This is a genomic window from Veillonella sp. CNR 79/14, assembly GCF_003992185.1.
Lineage (GTDB): Bacteria > Bacillota > Negativicutes > Veillonellales > Veillonellaceae > F0422.
In genome coordinates, this window is record NZ_RQVH01000005.1 from 25,212 (window position 1) to 47,424 (window position 22,213).

Here is a 22,213-nt window from a genome sequence, read left to right on the forward strand (position 1 = left end):
CTGTGTCACTCCTTACATTTTGAAAGTTATTCTGGCTTCACTAAGGCGAACATGTACTCACCACTTGCCACCAATTTATCACCTACATACGCACGACCTTCTACTTTACCCATACGACCTTTGATTTTTACTACATCAGCCTCGATGCGTACTTGATCACCAGGTTTAACTGGATGACGGAAACGTACTTTATCTATACCTGTAAACATTGGTGTTAAGCCACGATTTTCTTCAGGATACAAGAGTGCAATACCACCTACTTGAGCAATTGCTTCTGTAATCAATACACCTGGCATCACAGGGTTACCTGGAAAGTGACCCATGAAATGTGGTTCATTGAAAGTACAATTTTTAAGACCTACCGCACGTTTCATTGGTTCCATTTCAATAATACGATCTACCAATAAGAATGGATAACGGTGTGGTAGAATTTCCATAATTTCTTCAATTGTAAGAATCATGTTATGCCTCCTCTTGCATTTCTTTTAAAATTTCTCGACTTAATCGCGAGTTTAAATTATGACTCGATTTCACAGCAATAATATGGCCTTTTAGATGGCCCACCAAGAATAAATCGCCTAATATATCTAAAATTTTATGACGCACCAATTCATCTGGAAAATTAAGTTCTGACAAGCATGTTGTATCATCATAGACAATCACGTTTTCCGTGGATCCGCCTTTAGCTAATCCCATCGCTTGCAATTGTTCAATTTCTTTTGTAAAACCAATCGTTCTTGCTGGCGCAATTTCTGCGGCAAATACATCAGGATTAATCTCATAATCTGCATGTTGCGTACCTAGCATAGGATGACTATTAATACTTGTAAAAGTGACACGGAATCCATCATAAGGACGAATAATGATAAATTTATCTTCTTCATAGATACCATGAGATTTTTTCACCACATAAACTTGACGGTCTGCCTCTTGTTCGATAATTCCTGCCTCTTTGATAAGCTGCACAAATGTGGCTGATCCACCATCAGCTATAGGAGGTTCCGGTGAATTCAATTCAATAATACAGTTATCAATAGCCATACCATAAAAAGCTGCTAAAATATGTTCAACTGTAAATACTTTTGCCTCACCCTCTTCTAATGTGGTAGCACGCATCGTATTTGTTACATTACGAATGTCCGCTTTCACAGAAGGAGTGCCCGGCAAATCTGTACGTACAAAGGTAATCCCTGTATTGGGCTCACTAGGAAGGATACGCATTTGCACAGGTAAACCGCTGTGTAATCCAGCCCCTTCATAGCTTATTGCTTTACTAATTGTTTGTTGTTTCATAAGGACCTCCTTTCTACAGTTTTTGGTTCATCACATCTGGTGGTACTTCTATGGTATCACCATAAAAGCGACGTGTCCATTTCCATCTATTATGAAGCCAGAACCAATCTTCTGGATATCTTCGAATATAATCTTCCACCCATTCATTGAGCATCGTCAATGTAACCGCAATATCACGTTTCCGCTCTTCTGTTTTTTCAGCGTATACAGGTGGATGTACAGTAATTTCGTATTTCTCAGTATATTCATTAAAACGTATTGTTATAGGAATAATCGGCACATCCTGCATACGAGCCATTGCCGCAGGTCCTACGGGAGTCAATGTTTCATAGCCAAAAAACGGAACCAACTGACCTTTATCTCCTGGATCCTGGTCCATAATAAGACCTATAAAAGAACCTTGTTGCAGTTCTTTTACCATTTCACGAACACCTGTTTTATAAGTGACGTGTTGTTTCATAAGCGCACGATATTCATTGATAAATTTGTCCGCATCACCTTGTTGCTGCATCGCTACTGAAATCAAAGGATATCCTTCAGATGCTAAAATACCTCCTAGTAATTCCCAGTTTCCACTATGGAGAGCAATAATAATAGCACCTTTTCCATCTTCTTTGGCATCTTCTAGATATTCTCTACCTTCCATGGTGAACATCTCTTTGTATTTGCCATCTTTAATTTCAGGATAACGAAGCACATCCACAATCATGCGACCAAATCTTGTCACACTGGCTTTGGCAATTCGTTTTGCCTCTACAGGATCATCTGTAATACGACAAAATAATATTTGTCCAATGGCCAATCGTTTTCGATTGCTTGGTGTAAAAATCCATCCTAATTGCCCTAATAGATACCCAATAGCATATTGCATTCGATACGGCAAAGCACATAGGATAGCACTTAACACTTTCATACAGGTATATAACATATCTACACCTATTTATCTTCTAATTTAGCTTGTAATGCAGCTACTTCTTTTTCTAATGCTTTTAACTGTTTTACCATATCTGGTAAACGGCTTTCATAGGCAGCTAATTTTAACCATTCTTTATGTGGTCGCATTGGGAACCCTGCATAAAGTCCATTCGATGGCACATTACCTGTAATGCCTGTTTTTCCTGCAAAAGTAACATTATCACCAATTGTAATATGTCCTGTACAACCAGTTTGCCCAGCAAAGATAACATGGTTACCACATTTTGTACTACCTGCGATACCGACTTGGGCAATTAAGAAACAATCTTCTCCAATTTCTACATTATGGCCTAGGTGAACTAAATTATCTATTTTAGTGCCACGACGAACTAAGGTAGATCCCATAGTAGCATTGTCTATACAAGAACAGGAGCCTACTTCCACATCATCTTCTAAGATAACATTACCTACTTGTGGAATATGTGTGTGCTTACCATTTTCAGTAGCAAAGCCGAAACCTTCTCCACCTACAACAGCATTCGCACGTAAGACAACTCGTTTTCCTAAAATACAGTTCTCATGCACAATGGAACTTGCATAAATCGTTGTACCTTCACCAATACGCACATTATGTCCAATATATACATAAGCGTGTAATGTAACATTATCTCCAATAATAGCATTATCATAAACTACACAATAAGGTCCAATTTTTACATTGTTTCCGATTGTTACATTCTTGCCAATAATTGCTGTTTCATGAATCCCCTCTGGGAATACCACTGGAGGGTGAAATACTTCTAGCAATTTGGCAAAAGCTGTTTTAGCATTAGACACCACAATTTGAGGAGTCTCACACCCCTCAATCTTAGCATCTACTAACAAAGCTCCTGCTTTGCTATCTTTGGCAAACTCTCTATAATCACCGATAGCAAAACTAATAGCATGAGCTGCACCTTGATCTAAACTACGGGCTTCTTCAATATTAATGGAACCATCGCCATATACAGTGCCCTCAACCAATTTGGCTAGGTCTTCTACTGAAAACTTCACTATGAAGCCTCCTTACTTTTTACTCTCTTATTATTTACTAGTTTCTCCGGAGGAAGCACTTTCATTCATTTTTTTAAGCACATCTTCTGTAATATCAACTCCACCACTTACAATGGCTTGATCATTCGCTACTACAGTCAATTCTTTTTCTTTTGCTACAGCTTGGATATTGGATTCCACATAGGCTTTAAACTCTTTACCTTTTGCTTGTCCATAAATTTGCAATTCCTGTTGTGCATTTAATTGTGTTTGTTGGAATTGCTCTTCAGTTTGTGTACCTTGCACTTGAGCTAAACGGTCTGTAACTTCCTTTTGTTTAGCTTCCATTTCTTTATTAATATCCTTAGCTTTTTGGCTTTCTTGCACTAACTTTTCAGTGTTTACCACACCTACTTTTTCACTTGATCCACAACCAGCTACTAAGCCTAATGCACATACCATCATGGCACCTGTAGCCATACGTTTCCACATTGATTTCATCACTTTACTCCTTTATTGTCCATACGATTGAATGATTTCTTCTGTTAAATCCATACCCGTACGATCTGTAATATGATCTACCAGCACTAAATCTAACTGTTTAGCTCTAGCCAACACTCCTGCACGAACTCGAATATCTTCTAAAATGGCATCATGTAGGGCTTGTACTTCATCCCGTTTTTGTGCCAATCGTTGTTCCCATTCTGCATCCCACAAAGTGGTGCCCTCACGGTGAACCTTAGCCAACACTTCTTGTTGCGAATCCACCAGACCTTTCATAGATTGATCTCGCTGTGCCCCTAAGGCTTTTGCCTGCTCAGTAGCATAGGCACTTAACTTCTGCTGTGCTTCTGTCTGGGCAGGTACCATCGCCTCAGCCACTTTGGCTTCTAGATCTTTCCATTGTTGAGATCCGTTGATACGATGACTCCGTTGTGCTAACAAATCAGATAATCGTTGTTCCTTCTCAGCTTTTAGAGTGTCCCAACGTTTTCGTTGCTCTTCATCAATCGGCTTTACTTTCATTTCAGTTGTTAACCACAATTGTAAATTTACAATTTCTATATCTGCTTCACTAGGTTCTACTTTGTAATTTTTACGATATTGTTCAATCAATTCACGTTGCTTAGCCGCTAACTCTTGATTTAACTCAGCTTCACGTAAGGCAATTTTAGTTTGTAGCTCCTGATTCAAACTTTCAGTTAAATTTGATTCTAACTGTTTTAGATGTTCTTCAGATTTTCCCACTTCAGTACCCAATTTAGATTTGAGAAGTTCATCCTCTCTGTCCCGTTGAGCCTCCAGTCGTAACAATTCTTTCTTTTGTTCATCATAACTATGAAAGTTTGGATGCTTTTCTACTACCTCTTGCAAACGTACAACCCCAATCCGTGGTCCTTGCAAAGACACCGGCTGATGATGTACATAATAACTACCGATACTAGCAGCACATACAAATATACCTAATAAAGCGAAGATAGGTCCTTTTCCCATTTGGATGTTACCTTATTTAGTTTCTGCTAGCTTCTTGCTCACTTGGTCTGTAATATCAGTACCACCAAACAATACAGATTCACGGCTCAATACCACGCTAAGGCCTTTGCCATCAGCTACTGTTTTAGAAGCTTCATCTACACGTTTTTTTAGATTTTCTTGAATTGTTTGTTGTTTTTCTTGCATCTTTTGACGAAGTTCATTAGATAATTTAGCCTTACCTTCTTCATCTAAATTAGCAGATTTTTCATTAAATTCTTTTTGTAGTTCTTCATTATAGGCAGCATATTCTTGTTGTGCATCTTGCACTAAGTTTGGATTGCTTTCTACAATTCGCTGCATATCAATAACACCGATATTGCTCACTGCATTGGAACCACCATGTCCCGCCATCTGTGTATAGGCCAAAGCCCCCACACTGATGACAAAAAGAATGCCTACAATGATAGACACTGTTTTTACATTCTTTTTATTATTCAATAAACGCATCATAGTGTATCTACCTTCTTTCCTTATATTCGTCCTATTAGGCGTAACCATCGATCCTGGTCACCCCAGACATATTCTAATCGTAAATATTCATGTACATCATAAGAAAGAGCAAATTCATTAGCTTTCGCAGTTATATCTCTTTCATATCTTGCATTCCAACGTGTACCAATATTTTGGTATACAAAACCATGATGGTGATGATTCGGCAGGCTGTATTGATAACCTACCTTTGTATCTTTACTGAATTGATACCCATACGATGGCGCAAAAGACCATTTCAAACGATTGGGTAAAAACTCTGTTTCTAAATACCAATCATGGGGACCTCGATGAACCCCCGTATACACTCGTAATCCTACAGAATCCACACCACGCCCCATATCCAAATACCCTTCGCCTCGAAGGATATACTTAGAGGAATCCACGTGAATGTCTAATCTTGTGTCCGTACCTACCTGAAGTTCTGGAGTCATGGTCACACCAAATTGCGTAACACCCCGACTTGTATTAAGTTCTTCTTGTATCTCCGATTCTATCATCAACTGATGACGTCGCACAAACGACACAGGTAGTCCCTCTAATTGTTGTAACTTTTTTTCATAATATTGACGCATATTATAAAAAAGAGCACTCGGTAAAGTATTAGAGTGAATAGCCACATCTGTACGATGTACGCTATTACCATGAGGTACTAAATATACGGTAGCCTTTGCTAATTCTCCACCTACAATATCAATTTGTGGTGTAAATTCAGGAAGAGTTCCTTCTAATTCACTTCGAATTGATTTTTGTGCTAATGGTGTAATCCAACCTAAGGACTCCAGGGATGCTCCCAAAAGAATTTGCTCTAACCGGGGCTTTACATTTCCTATATCTCTATGTATGAGAGATTGTCCATAAGGAGATATATTCCCATAGTTAAACTTAGTTTCTATAGATTGTACCACATTTCCATAGGGTTCTAATGTAAGGCGCATATACATAGATTCACCAATATCCATAGATATAGATTTTACCGTATATCCATATAGAATGCGATCCACTACATCTATTGTAGCCTTTTCATAGGCCTGCATAGATTCCTTGATATAAGAATCCTCTTTACCTTTGTATATATAGGAAGCTGCACCTTGAATACTAGCTACCATACGTGTTTTTAAGGCTGCTGGAATCGTTCCTGTTGTACTGTGTAGGTCCACATCCACAGTCTGAACAGGCGCTCCATAGACGGAGGGAATCCCTAATGTAACCATTAGGAAAGCCCCTCCTATCCATTGTTGTATAGTCATCAATTAGAATTGTCCACCAAAGCTAAAGTGGAATTTCTTTTGATCTTTACTAATACCATAGTCGATACGTACTGGACCAATTGGTGTTGTCACACGCACGCCGGCACCTACAGAAACATTAAATGTTTTAGAATGTTTGAACCAAGGTACATTTGGTGCATCCCATGCATCACCTAAATCTGTAAATAATGCACCGCTTACTTTATTCCAAATTGGGAAGCGATATTCTGCCGTAAAGTTGTACATTTTTTTACCACGGTATTGATCATCCTCATAAGCACGAAGAGAATCAGAACCACCGATTGTATATAATTGGCTATATGGTAAATCGCCCATTGCCCAACCTAATCGCGCACGGAAGGCAAGCACTTGTTTATTACCTACTTTTTTATACGTTCTAGCTTCACCAGTAAATTTATAGAAGTTAAAGTCACCGCCTAAGCCATGACCACCCCATTGTAATGTACTGGATAAACGTTTACCACGTGTTGGTTCGTATACATTATCACGGGAGTCAAATACTTTTTGCCAGCTAATGCTGTTTGTTGTGCCAAAGTTATGTTTAATATATCCTGTGCTAGCAAACTTATAGCCCTCATTATTCCAACGATATCCTGATCCAGGACCGCCATTTACATCTGTATCATACCGGAAACCACTGGAATCTTTATTATCCCAAACATAAGTATCTTTACGATGCTCTAATGTGACATAATCACGAGTAAACTCACCCGTTTGACGTCCTAAAGAAATATTAAAGCCATTAGATTTTCTGTCATAGGTAGCTTTCGATTGTCCTTTTTCGTTGTAATCTGTATATTCGTTTAATTGATTGTAGTAGGTTACCCCTAAAGATGTGCCTTTTCTATCAATCCATGGACGCAAGTAGGAAACAGAGTAGTTTTTATAACCTGCTGTGCCTCCAAACTCCCAGTGAACTTTCACTTTATCACCAGTACCGCGTAAGTTTTCTTCACCCACTTCTACAATACCTACAAAGCCATCAGCATCAGAATAACCTGCACCTAATGTAATCGTACCTGTTTTATGTTCTAGTACGTCCACTTCAATGTTCACCATTTCTTCTGTGGAGCCTTGTGTTAAACGTACATTTACATCATCAAAGAAACCTAAGTTATATACTTTCTCTACAGATCGACGTACTAAGAATTTATTAAATGGTTGTCCCACTTTTTGGTTAAATTCACGAGTAATCACACGATCTTTAGTCTTTTTATTACCATGTGGAGTAATACGTTCTACAATACCTTCTACTACAGATACGTGTAATACACCATTGTCATCTACAGCCATATCTTTTACATGAGCTAAAATATATCCATCACGTTGGTACGCTGCGTTGATACCTTGTACTTTTTCACCAACTGCAATAGTATTTAACACAGTGTTAGGTTGTACACCTAAATAGTTCAATAATACATCTGTTTTGTATACCGTATTACCCTCTACAGACACACCTTTAATCACTGGGTTTAAGGTTACATGATATGCTACTTTTACACCTTCTGGTACTTCTGTAAATACTGGTGTAATTTCTGAAAGAACACCGGAACCACCTAGGTTAGCAATCTCTTTAGAGATTCCTTCTACTGTAACAGCATCACCAATTTTACCTTGTAATAAAGAAAGGAAAGCCGGTTGATTTGCTTGGTCAAGACCTTCAATAGAAATATGAGTGATCGTTTTGCCTACATATTTTTGTAACTCCGCTTCAGTTAAGGATGTGAAATAACGAGCTTGTACTTGAGGAATCGCTGTTTCCACACCTGCCGCCTGTGCTTCTTCTAATTTATCACCACCAGCTTTTGTGATAACTTTAACTTCTTTGTCATTAGTAGCTAAGGAAGAGTTATCAACACGTTTACGTTGTTCTTCAATAGCATCACGTTGTGCAGCCTCAGACAAACCTTCACGAGCTGCTGCAATCGCTGCCTCTGTAGCCGTATCACCAGAGGCTACTGTTTCTTGGCGTGTAGTATTTTGCTTTCCTAAATCCTCCATGGATAATTTAGCAATTGTTTTGCCACTTTCAGTCGTAGTAGCAGTATCAGCAAATACTGGAGTTGTACTGATTGCCGCTAGGACAGCAAAGGTTAAAAATTTCTTATACGATAGGTTTCCCTTCATATATGTTCCTCCTTAGAATATAAAAGGTGCTAATCTCGCAAAATACGTCCACCAGTTTGCACTGCATGTACCATGTCTTTCGAGCTAATAGTAGGATCTTTTCTAGGTTCTACATTGGGCTGTGTTGTTACAACATGATTGGTTTCTATCACCGTCTCTACGGGCTTAGGTTCAGCCTGTTCTATGATTGGTGATTCTTTCACTACCACTGTGGAAGACACAGGTGCAGGTTTCACCTCTACCTTTGTTTCTATGACAGGAGTATGTGTTACGTTCCCTGCTTCATGTTGTGATAGCCACCAATGTGTTACCCCTATGACTCCTACTAATGCAATAGTTAACATAGCTCGTTGTGCGTAGGACACAATAGAGGGTCTACCCTCATTCATTTGCTTCATCTCTGCTTGAGCCAAGAATAAATGAAAGTTCCCCTTCACACTTCCCTTTGTAGCATAGGACTTAGCTGCTGCATCTAACCAAGCACGAACCATGCGAATGCGTTTTTCCATAGGTGTTGTTACAGGTTTCATACATTCCTCCTTTCATAACTATATAATCGTAGTTAGAAAGAAAAAAGTGAACCTATTTCTTACTATCTTTACTATTATACCAATGAACCGCTATTTTGCCTATTTTTTTCTGCTAACTTTCTTTATACTACTCTATTTTTTTAATATTTTAATGAAGAATCTATTTCAATTTCATTCCATTTGACCACAGTTCGCCATATATCCTAATCTATGCTATACTTATTCATAGCATATAAGGAGGTTCCTTATGGACATACTGATTAATATGGGCCTATCATTTCTAGTAGGTGTAGCAGCCCTCTTTCTTTTACTTGCGCTAGAACCACACAGTCATGGCGTATTAAATTCATCAGGTCGGATGAATCGATTTCAATTTATCATTGGCATACTATTTTTATCTGCTACTATGCATATTTTTAATATGTTTATCCAACAGCTATTAGATGTAGTTGTCATATTGCCGGCTTATTTTGGCATCAAAGTATTAGCTTACGCAGGATATATCATATTGCTCCCTCTATACTATACCCTATACATACGACGATTCAATGACATCGGATTACCAGGTCGTCTCCTTGGTATACTATTGGGTATGTATATTATTTGTACAAATTTATATCTACCATTAAAGAATATTTATATTCTGCACACTATTATTGTAGTAATTATACATGGATTCTTATCTTGTTTCCCTGGTTCTACTGGAAACAATCGCTACGGACCTCCTAGTCCTTGGCCAAGCAAACGTAAGAAAGGATAGTGATTATGGGACTCTTCGATTGGTTCACGCAAACTCCAGACCATATCATAAGCTATGCCCCTGGCGGTCATACATTGCAAGTTAAAATTACTTACAACACAAAAACAGGTCTATTTACGTATCGTGGTCGCTATGGTACACGTGCTAAGTTTTATGATACAGATATCGATCATATCGACAACAAAGAGGTGAGTCGCACCCATCGAGTCTTGCTCATTCAAGGTCGAGATACCTGTCTTGCCACATTAGATGTATTGACTAATTTAGTAAATGAAAATTTACAAGCCTGGATTGAATCTCGTGGCACTGTAGCCTACGATTATGATCAACAACAACGTGGATTATGGGTTAATACAGCTGCTGTGAAAGCTGCCATCGATGCAGGTCCTCCAGTGGAAACTGCTACCATTGAAGTAGAGGATATATCAGAGAATACTACCACATCTAATGTAGTACCAGCCATGGATGATCCCATTCTTCGTATCAAACAGTTAAAAGAACTCCTTGATATGGGGGCCATTACTGACGAAGAATTTCAACAGAAAAAAGAAGAATTACTCAATAAAATCTAAATACTAAAAGGACTGTTGCCAGTGTCTCTTTCACTGGAACAGTCCTTTTCTGTATTGTATTCAAAGTTCTCTTCTTTAGGGCTTTCCCTGTATCGATATATTTCCTGATAACCACTCTGATTTTAGATGTATTGCTGACACTATAAACCTATTACAGGAGATATACATTTTCTCTTATTAAGGCATAATAATGCCACTAACTAAGTTCGATACATGATCGATGTGTTGGCTTTCACAATAAGCGCTCATTTCACTAGCGATGATGCCAATAGCTCGTGGATCTACCATCGTTGCCGTCCCCACAGACACGATGTCAGCTCCTACTAGCATAAATTCTAAGGCATCTTCACCAGTCATGATGCCGCCGCCCCCCATGATTGGGATTTCAATAGCTTGTGCCACTTGATGTGTTAAGCGCAATGCCACTGGTTTCACAGCTGGACCAGATAAACCACCATAGATATTCCCCAATAATGGTTTACGAGTCCGTAGGTCTACAGACATCCCTAATAGGGTATTAATCATACTGATACCATCTGCACCTGCCGCTTCTACAGCACGAGCAATCTCTACGATGTCTGTTACATTGGGTGATAACTTCATAATTACTGGCAAATCTGTATGCCCTTTTACCGCTTTACATACAGCAGCCGCACTCTCCGCCTGCACACCAAATGCCATACCTCCGCATTTTACATTAGGACAACTAATGTTGACCTCTAAGGCTGCTATCCCTTCGACGGTCAATGTTTTTGCCATATATTCGTACTCTTCCAGTGTATTACCAGAGATATTCGCAAAAATTGGCACATCATATTGTTTTAAATTTGGTAATATATCTGCTACGAATGCTTCTGCTCCTGGATTTTCTAATCCGATACAGTTCAACACCCCAGATGGTGTTTCAGCGATACGTACACCAGCATTACCAGGTCGAGGAGTAGGTGTTAAACCTTTTACAGAAATTGCCCCTACCTCTGTATCAAGGTCTAAATATCCATCATATTCCAATCCGAACCCAAAAGTGCCCGATGCTGCTACAATAGGATTTTTCATGGAGATACCACAGAACTCCACTGCTAATTTAGGATCTACAGTAGCCATTAGAAAAACACCTCCTCAGCAGGGAATACAGGACCATCTTTACACACTTTATATCGTGTGCCACTTTTACCTTGGCATGCACAGCCTACGCAACCACCAGTACCACAACCCATGCGTTCCTCTAAGGACACTTGGCAAGGCACTCCCATTTGTTGAGCTACAGCGGCTACCCCTTTCATCATTGGTGTAGGACCACATGTCAAGACCACATCAAACTGCTCTTCTTTCATCAGCGTTTCCATCACAGTCGTAGGATATCCTTTAGTACCCAGTGAGCCATCATCTGTGGTGATGTGTACAGTCACAGGACTATCTTTAAATAAATCAGCCCAAAATGATTCACTTGCATTACGGAATCCTAATATCACATGAGCCTCTTGACCTGGTTGTAACCGATCAGCGATACATAGCATAGGCGCAATTCCAACACCACCACCCACTAATAACATGCGGTCTGCAGTGGTAAAAGCTTGACCTAATGGTCCCAAGCAATCTAAGGTATCCCCTTCTCGTAGCTGAGTCATAATCTCTGTACCTTTACCTACCACACGATATAATAAGTCGATGGTACCTGCTTCGGCATCAAAGCCGGCATAACTGATAGGTCTGCGCAACAAGGGAGCTGTGCCCCCTGTGACGCGAACATTGCAAAACTGTCCTAGTTGTGCCTCTTTTGCTTGTTTGGGTGCATATATGGACATTCTCCATACATCACTGCCTATTTGGGTGTTATGAATCACTCGACCCATTTCTACATATCCACTCATTTATGATTACTCCATTTCATAATCTTGCACTGCATCCACTGTAATAGCATCACCTGCGGTAGCTCGACTAGCTACAACATGTAATACTTCACGAGCTGTATCCAAAGATGTTAAGCATGGTACGCCCATTTCTACAGCTAAACGACGCAATTGGAATCCCTCTCGTTCTGGTTGTTTACCATAGGTTAGGGTATTTAGCATCAAATCTACTTTACCTTCACGAATAGCATCTGCACAGTTTGGACTACCTTCAGATAGCTTATTCACTATAGTGCAATCTACACCGTGTTCTGTGAAATAACGACCAGTACCACCTGTAGCTTGAATGTGGTACCCCAATTCGATAAAACCTTTTGCCAAACGGGCTGCTTCTTCTTTATCACGATCGGCTACGGTCATCAAAATATTGCCTTTATCTGGAATGCGCATATTGGCTCCGTGAATCGCTTTGAACAAGGCATCTGCATAAGTACGGCCAATTCCCATTACTTCTCCAGTAGATTTCATTTCTGGTCCTAGTGCAATTTCTACCAACCCCATTTTTGAGAAGGAGAATACTGGTGCTTTTACAGCCACATGTGGACGGGCTGGCACTAATCCAGTTGGTAATCCCAAGCTTTCCAAGGTTTCTCCTAAAGCAATTCGTGTTGCATACTCCACCATGTTGATACCAGTTACTTTACTAATGAAAGGCACTGTACGGCTAGAACGAGGGTTCACTTCGATAACATGTAACTCATCATTAACCACAATATATTGGATATTGAGTACCCCTTTTACCTGCAACCCTTGAGCAATGCGACGAGTATAATCTACGATTTGATTCGTCAACTCTTCCGACAAATGTTGTGCTGGATATACCGCAATAGAATCTCCAGAGTGTACCCCTGCTCGTTCCACTTGTTCCATAATACCCGGAATGCATACATCGATACCATCAGAAATCGCATCTACTTCTACTTCCATGCCTACCATGTAGCGGTCGATTAACACTGGGTGATCTTTCGATGCTACTACAGCTTCTTTCATATAACGATCTAATTCTTGGTCATTATATACAATTTCCATAGCACGACCACCTAGTACATAAGACGGACGGACAATCAATGGATATTGTAAGCGTTTTGCTGCTTCTAAGGCTTCTTCATCGCTAGTCACCAACGCCCCTACTGGACGAGGAATTTCCAATTTTGCCAATAATTCATCGAAACGTTCACGGTCTTCTGCCATATCGATGCTGTCTACAGATGTACCTAGAATATTTACACCTCTTGCAGCCAACGGTCCTGCTAAGTTAATGGCTGTTTGTCCACCGAACTGAGCAATAACCCCTACTGGATTCTCCTTGCGGATAATTTCCATCACATCATCTACTGTCAACGGTTCAAAGTACAAGCTATCAGATGTATCAAAATCTGTACTTACTGTCTCTGGGTTATTGTTAATAATGATGGATTTCATGCCCGCTTTACGCAATGCCCAAGAGGAATGAACAGAGCAATAATCAAATTCTACCCCTTGTCCGATACGAATTGGACCGGAACCAAGAACGATAACGCTGTTTTCACCACGTGGTACTACTTCATCTTCTGTGGCATAGGCACTGTAATAATATGGTGTGTGCGCTTCAAATTCTGCGGCACAGGTATCTACGTATTTATAGGTTGGATGAATATTCCATTCATTGCGTTTTGCCAATACGTCTTCTGCACTACAATTTGCATATCTAGCAATGACTTTGTCTGGGAAAGAGTAACGCTTCGCAGTTTTTAAATTTGTTTCTGTTACACCATTAGTGGCCAAATCTTTTTCTACTAATATAATATTTTTAATTTTATTGATGAAGAAAGAATTTATTTTTGTAATATAGCAGATTTTCTCTACACTAATACCCACACGAAGAGCTTGAGCGATGACATAGAGACGTTCATCATCCACTAATTGTAATCGTTCAATCAGTTGCTCAGGCGTTTCATGAGCAATCTTTTTCAGTTCAATATGATCTAATCCAATTTCTAAAGAACGAATGGCTTTTAATAGAGAACCTTCTAAGGTTCTGTCGATAGCCATAACTTCGCCAGTGGCTTTCATTTGCGTTCCCAACGTACGGTCCGCCAAATTAAATTTTTCAAATGGCCAACGAGGAAATTTTGTTACCACATAGTCCAAGGATGGTTCAAAGCACGCTTTAGTTTCCCCTGTAACTGCATTTGTAATTTCATCTAAGGTCATGCCGATAGCAACCTTAGCTGCTACCTTAGCAATAGGATATCCCGTTGCCTTAGAAGCTAATGCAGAAGAACGAGACACGCGAGGATTTACTTCGATAACATAGTATTGATTACTATATGGGTCCAAGGCATATTGCACATTACAGCCACCTTCAATTTTAAGATAGCGAATGATATCAACCGAAGCCGTACGCAACATTTGGTACTGTGTATCATTCAACGTTTGCGATGGTGCCACTACTACAGAATCGCCTGTATGCACCCCTACTGGGTCAATGTTCTCCATATTACATACAATGATACAGTTATCTGCGCGGTCACGCATCACTTCGTATTCGATTTCTTTCCAACCAGCTACAGATCGTTCTACAAGAATTTGATGGATTGGACTAAGCTTGATGCCACGAAGAGCAATCATGTACATTTCTTCTTCGTTATGAGCAATACCGCCGCCTGTGCCACCTAGTGTATAGGCAGGACGGATGATGATAGGGTATCCAATACGATTGGCAAAATCCACTGCCTCCGCCACATCACTGAAAATATCAGATTCTGGCACAGGTTGGTTGATACGTTTCATTGCCTCTTTAAACAATTCACGGTCTTCCGCTTGTTTGATAGCCTCTAAAGTAGTACCCAATAATTTTACATTATACTCCTTAAGGACTCCTGCCTCTGACAGTTCTACCGCCATATTGAGACCAACTTGTCCACCTAATGTAGCCAACACACCATATGGGCGTTCTTTACGGATAATCTCTGTAACAAACTCCAAAGAAATCGGTTCAATATAAACACGGTCCGCAATATCACGGTCTGTCATGATAGTAGCCGGATTGGAGTTCACTAATACAACTTCATAACCTTCTTCACGAAGAGATTGACAAGCCTGTGTGCCTGCATAATCAAACTCAGCTGCCTGCCCGATAATAATTGGACCAGAACCAATTACAAGAACTTTTTTCTTTTCCATCATTAACCTCTTCTCATCAATGTTTTAAAACGTTCAAACAAATATACATTATCAGTCGGACCCGGAGACGCTTCTGGATGATATTGTACCGACATAATCGGCAATTCATTATGCACTAATCCTTCTACAGTACCATCATTTACACTGCGATGGGATACGCGCAATCCAGAACCCTCTAGGCTTGCTTCATCAACTGCATAACCATGATTTTGAGAGGTAATATGAACACGATTCGTATCTAAATCTTTTACTGGATGGTTAGATCCACGATGACCAAAACGCAACTTATACGTTTCACCACCAAATGCACGAGCAATCAGTTGATGTCCCATGCAAATGCCAAAAATAGGTTTTTGGCCTACTAATTTTTTTATTTCTTCAACAATTTCAGGTACGTCTTTCGGATCTCCCGGTCCATTGGACAAGAAGATTCCATCAGGATTGCAAGCCATCACTGTTTCAGCTTTTGTATGAGCTGGGAAAATTGTCAATCGACACCCTTCGTTTTCCAAAGATTGAAGAATATTTTCTTTTACACCAAAATCGTACACAGCTACATGAAACTCAGCTGTATCTTGACCACGGCGACCTTCCCATTTTGTGGTAACACGCATAATGTGATCTGTCGCTAGTGGTTGCGCTAATAAAGCATCGATTTTCTCTTGTGGTGTATCTGTTGGGCAAATAACCCCTTTCATCACGCCATGGCTGCGGATAGCACGTGTAATTGCACGTGTATCCACATTGTATAAACATGGAATACCATGGCTTCTCATATATTCCTCAAATGTCCCCTCATTTTGCCAATTACTAGGGAACGTACACAATTCTCCTACAATCATTGCCTTGCAATAGGGCTTAGAAGATTGATCTACCTCACGTGTGACACCATAATTGCCTACTAATGGGTAAGTTAAAGTAATAATTTGATCTGCATATGACGGATCTGTTAAAATCTCTTGATATCCCGTCATCCCTGTATTAAACACTACTTCGCCAACGATTGGCATGCCCCCCAGCAATGTGCCCTCAAAGATAGTTCCATTTTCTAATACCAGTTTTCCTGTCACCCGATTACAACCCCGTCTTTCATTACAACTTGTCCATCTACTACTGTTAATTTTGCTCTACCAGTGACTGTCATACCATCAAATGGACATGATTTACCACGAGTGTAGAATTTATTTCTATCTACAGTCCATGTTTCATCTAAAGAAAGGACTGAGATATCTGCAGGTTTACCTACTTCAAGTACGCCACCGTCTACTCCAATTAATTGAGCTGGTTTAGTACTCATTAAATTGATGATTTCATCAATTGTGAGGATACCTGCTTTTAATACATGTGTAATTACTGCCGCAAAGGATGTTTCCAATCCTGTGAAACCATTCGCTGCACAGCAGAATTCCACATCTTTTTCTTCGTACGCATGTGGTGCATGGTCCGTAATTATTGCATCAATTGTGCCATCTTGTAATGCTTCTAACAACGCTTGGCGATGATCTTCAGAACGAATTGGCGGAGCCATTTTAAAGTCTGGATTATAATCTCGTAAATATTCATCTGTGAATACTAAATGTTGGCTTGTTACTTCACAAGTTACTTTGATTCCTTTTGCTTTCGCACGGCGTACTTGATCGACAGCTTCTTTTGTACTCACATGTGCAATATGGATATGTCCACCAGTCATTTCTGCTAGCATAATATCACGAGCTACCGCTAAATCTTCTGCCACAGCTGGGCGACCTTTTACACCCATTTCATAGGAAACGATGCCTTCATGCATGTGACCTTCACAAGTTAAGCTACATTCTTCTGCATGGTCTACAACCATTTTTCCAAACATGGATGAATATTCTAAAGCACGACGCATGAAAGCAGCACTTTCTACATAATGTCCGTCATCGGAGAAACCTACTACACCAGCTTCTGCCATATCACCCATTTCTGCAAGTTCTTTTCCTTGCAAGCCTTTAGACACAGCGCCCATAAAATCTACTTTTACTACCCCTGTCAATTCAGCTTGTTTACGCAATCCACGTACTAGTGGAGCATTATCCACAACAGGGTTTGTATTTGCCATAGTTACAACACGTGTAAATCCACCTGCTGCTGCCGCTTGCGTACCACTGTGAAAGTCTTCTTTTGCTTCTTGACCTGGTTCACGCAAATGCGTGTGAATGTCAATTAATCCAGGAGCTACGATAAGACCTGTTGCATCGTATACCTCTGCTTGATTCGCTTGTAAATTTTGTCCAATTGCTGCAATTACACCATTTTCTACAAGAATATCTGCTACTTCATGTTGTCCTTTTGCCGGGTTAACTACCGTACCATTTTTAATCAGCAAGCTCACTACCGTCACCTCCGATAATTGTTAAGTATAAAATCGCCATACGGATGGCTACACCATTACGCACCTGTTCTTGGATTACTGATGCATCATCATACGCCACATCTGGCGCAATTTCAAGACCTCTATTCATTGGTCCTGGGTGCAATACTAATACATCATCTTTTGCATTTTCTAACACAGATTTATTAATACCAAAGATACGTGCATATTCACGATTACTTGGGTATAACGCGGAGTGAATCCGTTCTAATTGGATACGCAATACGTTTACCACATCTGCATCTTTCACAGCTTCACGTACATCATGATGAACTGTAACACCCAATTTTTCTAGTTCTGGGTATACTAACGTACGTGGACCAGCTAGATGCACGTCAGCACCCATTGTTTTTAATCCATAAATATTGGAGCGCGCTACACGGCTGTGCATGATATCGCCTATGATAACTACTTTTAAACCTTCTAATGTAGGTTTATGTTCTAAGATAGAGTACATATCTAATAAGGCTTGTGTTGGATGTTCATGAGCTCCATCTCCAGCATTGATAATAATTGGATCCACACATTTTGTGGCATATAAAGGAGCTCCTTCTTCACTAGAGCGCATTACGATGGCGTCTGTTCCCATATAAGACATCGTTAATAATGTGTCACGGAAACTTTCCCCTTTTGCCATAGAGCTACCGCTCTTGGAAATGTTGATGACATCAGCCCCTAAATATTTACCTGCTAACTCAAAAGAACTTCTTGTACGTGTACTATTCTCCATAAACAAGTTAATAATAGATTTGCCTTTTAATAATGGATGTTTCTTATTGTCCGATAAAACAATTTTTTTCATTTTTTTAGCTACACGTAAAATGAGTTCAATTTCTTCTTTTGACCGACCTTGCAGTCCTAATAGGTGCTTACCTTTTAAGCTGATTTCTCCCATCATAGCCTCCTTTGTAGTACTTCTATTACACGCAAAAAGACCCCTTGCCGTAAGGCAAGAGGTCGCATAGTTATAGTGATTCTATTATAGAGTACACCTATAGATATAGGTAAAGACTCCTACTACGTTCCCTTACTAGCCTCACAGGACTAATTTAAAAGGTTCAAATTACGCTCTTCGGTCTCTCGTACCGATTCATTAAGCTTATAAGTATTATAAAGCAAGGACGCTTATACGTCAAGATATTTCTGTTACTTTTACTATGCTAACAGGAAAATACAAAATGATTAATTAATTTACAAAATAGTATTTTTGATCTCAAAAAATCAAAATAATTTAAAAATACTATGCACAGATATTACTGCAATATAGGCTGTAATTAAAACAACAACCCAACCTAGATAATATAAGACTTTTGGATGTAAATAGTCTCCGACTATATCCTTTCTACGAGTAGCAATCAACATAACAGATAATGTGATTGGTAAGATAAATCCATTTACTGTACCTGCTACAATCATTAATGATACTGGCTTTCCTATAAAAATTAAAATAAACGTTGAGATCGCAATAAAGAGCATAATAACACTTTTTTCATATTTATTTATTATAGGAAATAGGGTTTTACAAAAAGAAATAGAAGTATATGCAGCGCCTAAAATAGAAGTCAAAGATGCGCATAAAAATATAATTCCAAAAATCATGTACCCAAATGAACCTGCAGCTATTAAAAATGTGCTTCCTATTGGATCCTTAGGATCTAATATCGCGCCTGATGTCACCACTCCTAAAACAGCTAAAAACAATAAAACTCTAACAAAAGCATCTATTAGTATTCCCCAGAAGGCAGATTGGCGTACATGATGTAAATTTTCTTTTCCTGTAATATTAGCATCTATAAGTCGATGTCCGCCGGAAAAAGTAATATATCCACCAACCGTTCCACCAATCAATGTCAAGGTAGCTAACCAAGGAATATAGTCTGGCATAATCGTATGTGTAATAGCCAATTTTACCGGTGGATGCGTAGAGTACGCAATAAATCCAATCAGAGCTATCATTACCATACCCAGCATTTTAGAAGTTCCATCAAGAATATTCTCGGCTTTAGGCAATATAAAGAGAAGCATAGTAATAATTCCACTTATAGCTGCACCTATATTAATGTCAATTCCAGCTACAATATGGAGTGCCATCGATGCTCCGCCAATATTTCCTATATTAAAAACTAATCCACCTAAGGCTACCAAGAATGCAACTACATAGCCAAGTCCTGGTAATATTTGATTAGCAATGTCTTGTCCTCGCTTATCTGATACACTAATAATTGTCCACACATTAAGCTGAGCAATAATAGAAAAAATAATCGATAATACAATTGCAAAGCCAAATTCCGCTTTAAGTTCAGCTGTGAATGCTGCTGTCTGCAACATAAATCCTGGTCCGATAGATGAAGTTGCCATAAGAAATGCTGCACCTAGTAAAATTGATGTTCTCTTATTCTGTTTAATTAACTTCATATATCCACCTTATGCTCAAGCTCCGAATTATCATACTTGCATATACATCTATTGCCATAATAATCATTAAATGTAATTATTTAAAAAATAAATGTGGGATTATGCTCATATGCATAAATCCTCACATTCATTTTAAAAGTTTTATTACTTATAACTAATCATGTGGAATTACATAATCCACAGGATCTATTATTTCATATCTTTTTCCACTGCAAATTGTATTGACCATAGATTGTAACCCTTCTACAACAATATTTTTAGCCATACTTGGTTGACCCGGCTTAGTTACTACTTGTTCTGGCAAATATGGTATATGTACAAATCCACAACGAATATTCGTATTGGCAACTTCATGTGCTACACCATAAAAAATATGATTGCAAACAAAGGTACCTGCGGTATTTGAAATACTAGCTGGAATTCCTTGATGTTGTAAACCACTAACCATATCTTTAATCGGCAATGTGGCAAAATAAGCTGGAGCTCCACCTTCTACAATAAATTCATCTTTAGGTTGGTTACCTTTATTATCTGCAATGCGGAAGTCATCTATATTAATAGCAATTCTTTCTACCGTAATATCTGGTCTTCCACCAGCTTGACCTACTAACATAATTGCTTCTGGATGATGCTCTTCAACAGCTTGTTTTACAGCATTTACACTATCATATCGAACTGTTGGCACCATTTTTGTAACAACTTTATAGTCGTTTACCATATATCCTTCTAATTCTTTAACAGCTTCCCAAGCTGGGTTTATAGCTTCTCCACCAAATGGATCAAACCCTGTTACTAAGATTGTTTTCATTATTAACCGCCTCTTAATATGACTATACAGGTATTTATTTTTATTATATTACTTTAGAATACCATGAAATAATACATAAGTAATATGTTAAATACTAATAAAGATACTGCTACAGGCCATTGCGCCTTAATAACCCCATATTGGTCCTTCATTTCTAATAAAGCCGTTGGCACAATATTAAAATTTGCTGCCATTGGTGTCAATAATGTTCCACAATACCCTGCAAGCATAGCAATTGGCCCTATCATTGCAGGATTTGCATTATGCATATTAATTAACATAGGTATTCCAATACCCGTTGTCATCATTGCAAAAGCCGCAAATGCATTTCCCATAACAATTGTAAATAGTGCCATACCAAGGCAATATGTAGCCACGACCGCAAAAACATTATCAACTGGGATTACACTTGATATTCCTGTAGCAATAACCTTGCCTACGCCAGCAATACCAAAAACATAACCCAATGCTGCTAGCAATTGTGATAAAATAGCTGTCCACCCAATTGCATCTATCAGGCGACGACCTTCATTAAATCCTTGATGTACTGATACTCGTGTTAAAAACACTGCTACAAATAGAGCAACCATCGCAGCAATACCAAGTCCTACTAAAGCACCTAGTTTAGTAAAGATTCCAACTAAAAATGTAACAACACCGACTAACAATGCTGGCACAAAAATGGCATTGCCAATTCTTTTAGACTCAGACAGCTTCATTTCTGTAGAAGATTCATTATAAAAACCTTTCCCCAACTGCTTAGTAGCCACTATAGCTGCCATAAAAATTACCATCCATCCATTAATTTCATCTGGTATATACTTTCCAAACATAAAACTAATAGCATAGGTTAACCAAAATAATCCTGTTCCTACACGTTTTGTATTTTCTTTATCATTAAAGGATTGTATAGCAACAATAGTTAACACTATTCCTGTTAATATATAAACAATTTCTAATGCAGGTAATCCAAACAACTCCATACATACACCCCC

The 22,213-nt window shown here is 39.0% G+C and carries 21 protein-coding genes; 2 read left to right on the top strand and 19 right to left on the bottom strand.

Annotated features, from left to right (window positions below; genetic code table 11):
- Positions 1 to 26 precede the first annotated feature (26 nt).
- Genes fabZ through EO119_RS02970 form a run of 10 tightly spaced genes read right to left on the bottom strand, consistent with a single transcriptional unit; the run spans position 27 to position 9,193 of the window.
- Positions 27 to 461: a 3-hydroxyacyl-ACP dehydratase FabZ gene (fabZ, locus tag EO119_RS02925; RefSeq protein WP_009353694.1), complete on the bottom strand. Its 435-nt coding sequence runs from the start codon at positions 459 to 461 to the stop codon at positions 27 to 29.
- 1 nt (position 462) lies between these two features.
- Entirely contained in the window at positions 463 to 1,293 is an 831-nt protein-coding gene (gene lpxC, locus EO119_RS02930; RefSeq protein WP_126940628.1) for a UDP-3-O-acyl-N-acetylglucosamine deacetylase, read from the bottom strand.
- Between the two features lie 13 nt (positions 1,294 to 1,306).
- Positions 1,307 to 2,221, bottom strand: a complete 915-nt coding sequence (locus EO119_RS02935) for a lysophospholipid acyltransferase family protein (protein WP_009353654.1) — start codon at positions 2,219 to 2,221, stop codon at positions 1,307 to 1,309.
- 8 nt (positions 2,222 to 2,229) lie between these two features.
- Entirely contained in the window at positions 2,230 to 3,261 is a 1,032-nt protein-coding gene (lpxD, locus tag EO119_RS02940) for a UDP-3-O-(3-hydroxymyristoyl)glucosamine N-acyltransferase (RefSeq protein WP_062401958.1), read from the bottom strand.
- A gap of 30 nt (positions 3,262 to 3,291) precedes the next feature.
- Entirely contained in the window at positions 3,292 to 3,741 is a 450-nt protein-coding gene (locus EO119_RS02945) for an OmpH family outer membrane protein (RefSeq protein WP_062401960.1), read from the bottom strand.
- 12 nt (positions 3,742 to 3,753) lie between these two features.
- Positions 3,754 to 4,734 (bottom strand): hypothetical protein, encoded by a 981-nt coding sequence (locus tag EO119_RS02950; protein WP_126940630.1) that lies wholly within the window; start codon positions 4,732 to 4,734, stop codon positions 3,754 to 3,756.
- 12 nt (positions 4,735 to 4,746) lie between these two features.
- Positions 4,747 to 5,226, bottom strand: coding sequence for an OmpH family outer membrane protein (locus tag EO119_RS02955; RefSeq protein ID WP_009353684.1), 480 nt, complete (start codon positions 5,224 to 5,226; stop codon positions 4,747 to 4,749).
- 20 nt (positions 5,227 to 5,246) lie between these two features.
- A complete protein-coding gene (locus EO119_RS02960) occupies positions 5,247 to 6,479 on the bottom strand; it encodes a hypothetical protein (protein ID WP_126940633.1) in 1,233 nt (410 codons plus the stop codon).
- 39 nt (positions 6,480 to 6,518) lie between these two features.
- Positions 6,519 to 8,663, bottom strand: coding sequence for an outer membrane protein assembly factor (locus EO119_RS02965; protein WP_009353681.1), 2,145 nt, complete (start codon positions 8,661 to 8,663; stop codon positions 6,519 to 6,521).
- Between the two features lie 29 nt (positions 8,664 to 8,692).
- On the bottom strand, positions 8,693 to 9,193 hold the full coding sequence (locus tag EO119_RS02970) for a hypothetical protein (protein WP_126940635.1): 501 nt from the start codon (positions 9,191 to 9,193) through the stop codon (positions 8,693 to 8,695).
- Positions 9,194 to 9,440: 247 nt separating this feature from the next.
- Here EO119_RS02970 and EO119_RS02975 point away from each other — a divergent pair, with 247 nt between their 5' ends.
- On the top strand, positions 9,441 to 9,953 hold the full coding sequence (locus EO119_RS02975; RefSeq protein WP_062401971.1) for a DUF805 domain-containing protein: 513 nt from the start codon (positions 9,441 to 9,443) through the stop codon (positions 9,951 to 9,953).
- Positions 9,954 to 9,958: 5 nt separating this feature from the next.
- Complete coding sequence (locus tag EO119_RS02980; RefSeq protein WP_126940637.1) at positions 9,959 to 10,525, top strand: SHOCT domain-containing protein; 567 nt, start codon at positions 9,959 to 9,961, stop codon at positions 10,523 to 10,525.
- Between the two features lie 177 nt (positions 10,526 to 10,702).
- On the opposite strand, the gene EO119_RS02985 is transcribed toward EO119_RS02980, so the two are convergent.
- The 9 genes from EO119_RS02985 to EO119_RS03025 form a co-directional block, all read right to left on the bottom strand.
- Positions 10,703 to 11,629 (bottom strand): dihydroorotate dehydrogenase, encoded by a 927-nt coding sequence (locus EO119_RS02985; RefSeq protein ID WP_126940638.1) that lies wholly within the window; start codon positions 11,627 to 11,629, stop codon positions 10,703 to 10,705.
- A complete protein-coding gene (locus tag EO119_RS02990) occupies positions 11,629 to 12,396 on the bottom strand; it encodes a dihydroorotate dehydrogenase electron transfer subunit (RefSeq protein WP_126940640.1) in 768 nt (255 codons plus the stop codon). The genes EO119_RS02985 and EO119_RS02990 overlap by 1 nt, the downstream gene beginning before the upstream one ends.
- A gap of 6 nt (positions 12,397 to 12,402) precedes the next feature.
- Entirely contained in the window at positions 12,403 to 15,600 is a 3,198-nt protein-coding gene (gene carB / locus EO119_RS02995; protein ID WP_371666319.1) for a carbamoyl-phosphate synthase large subunit, read from the bottom strand.
- A gap of 2 nt (positions 15,601 to 15,602) precedes the next feature.
- Entirely contained in the window at positions 15,603 to 16,670 is a 1,068-nt protein-coding gene (gene carA / locus EO119_RS03000; protein WP_062401985.1) for a glutamine-hydrolyzing carbamoyl-phosphate synthase small subunit, read from the bottom strand.
- Positions 16,667 to 17,956, bottom strand: a complete 1,290-nt coding sequence (locus EO119_RS03005; protein WP_126940643.1) for a dihydroorotase — start codon at positions 17,954 to 17,956, stop codon at positions 16,667 to 16,669. Before EO119_RS03005 ends, carA begins: the two co-directional genes overlap by 4 nt.
- A complete protein-coding gene (locus EO119_RS03010) occupies positions 17,940 to 18,890 on the bottom strand; it encodes an aspartate carbamoyltransferase catalytic subunit (RefSeq protein WP_126940688.1) in 951 nt (316 codons plus the stop codon). The genes EO119_RS03005 and EO119_RS03010 overlap by 17 nt, the downstream gene beginning before the upstream one ends.
- 326 nt (positions 18,891 to 19,216) lie before the next feature.
- Positions 19,217 to 20,410: an NRAMP family divalent metal transporter gene (locus EO119_RS03015; RefSeq protein ID WP_126940644.1), complete on the bottom strand. Its 1,194-nt coding sequence runs from the start codon at positions 20,408 to 20,410 to the stop codon at positions 19,217 to 19,219.
- A gap of 154 nt (positions 20,411 to 20,564) precedes the next feature.
- The gene (pcp, locus tag EO119_RS03020) at positions 20,565 to 21,218 is read right to left on the bottom strand and encodes a pyroglutamyl-peptidase I (protein WP_126940646.1); all 654 of its coding nucleotides are present in this window, start codon (positions 21,216 to 21,218) and stop codon (positions 20,565 to 20,567) included.
- Positions 21,219 to 21,271: 53 nt separating this feature from the next.
- The gene (locus EO119_RS03025; protein ID WP_126940648.1) at positions 21,272 to 22,201 is read right to left on the bottom strand and encodes a DUF979 domain-containing protein; all 930 of its coding nucleotides are present in this window, start codon (positions 22,199 to 22,201) and stop codon (positions 21,272 to 21,274) included.
- Positions 22,202 to 22,213: the final 12 nt, after the last annotated feature.